The sequence below is a fragment of the Flavobacterium cyanobacteriorum genome, from assembly GCF_002251835.1.
Taxonomy (GTDB): domain Bacteria; phylum Bacteroidota; class Bacteroidia; order Flavobacteriales; family Flavobacteriaceae; genus Flavobacterium; species Flavobacterium cyanobacteriorum.
Window position 1 is genome coordinate 1 of record NZ_NOXV01000018.1, and the last position, 1,046, is coordinate 1,046.

The 1,046-nt window shown below is 28.2% G+C and carries 2 protein-coding genes; both read right to left on the bottom strand.

Annotated elements, in window-relative coordinates:
• Positions 1 to 128: 128 nt before the first annotated feature.
• Entirely contained in the window at positions 129 to 581 is a 453-nt protein-coding gene (locus tag CHU92_RS00135; protein WP_094411401.1) for a hypothetical protein, read from the bottom strand.
• Positions 582 to 735: 154 nt separating this feature from the next.
• A complete protein-coding gene (locus CHU92_RS00140; protein WP_094411403.1) occupies positions 736 to 954 on the bottom strand; it encodes a hypothetical protein in 219 nt (72 codons plus the stop codon).
• Positions 955 to 1,046: the final 92 nt, after the last annotated feature.

The window sequence follows — 1,046 nt, forward strand, 5'->3', positions numbered from 1 at the left end:
TCAAACCCCGTTATTTTTAAACTTACACACTTTTTGGGATAGTGTCGTCATTTATTTTATTATTGTAAAAATGAAAGAGATTCTATAATTAAAATGAGTATGTTTATTTCATTACCACATCTATAGACTTACTTGTTTGGCAAAATTGTTACTTTCCATTTTAAAAAACCACCGTTTTTGCAAGGGTGGATTATGTAAGTATTTCGAGAGTTCGTACCTTTAAATTGATGTTTTCGATAATCTTCGAGGCTTATTAAAACAATATCATCTAGTGAATTAAGTTTTTCAGGAGGATTTAAAGCAATAAAACTCACTCCTTTATAAACTTTCTTTTTTGGAGAAGGATACTTAATGCCCTTTCTTTGTCTACTCTCAATTTTTGAAATACTATCCCTTAATGATTTTTTTTCAAATCCTTGATTATATATATAGAAAGCTGCTCTTTTATTATCATCAGTTATAGAAACATCTACTTCTTCGCTATCCAAATCGTTAATAAAAATATTTCTGTCAATTTGTGCAACTATAATGTTTGAAGTCAAAAAACAAAATAGTCCGATTATTAATTTTAATTTTGGCATGGCGGGTTTGAGTTTTTAAAATCCCTGTAAACGTTAATATGATAATCGTTAAGTAGAGAAGGGTTTTATTGACTGTATTTTCTACCAAGCCCTTACTTCCAATATCCGCCTTCAATGTTTTTTCTATAAATTTATAACGAATTATGGATTGCTATTATTTTTCACGTATATGAAAAGAAGTCCACATCAAATACTTATCCTTGTTAATTTTGATTATAAAATCAACATCATCTAATCTTAAACTACCATCAGTGACAAAGAGTTCCAAAGATTTGTATTCAGGCAAGTCAATTTCTTTAATTTCTTTTGGCGGATGGAGAGATATGTACCATTTAGAAAATTTTGGTGGTTCAACAGGTTGAATGTCCGACATTAAATTTTTTTTTCGTTTTAATTTTGATTTTTTTAATTTATTTTCATGGAAGTGGTTTAAACTTATTTGTTAAATAAAAAAGGGTTGACGAA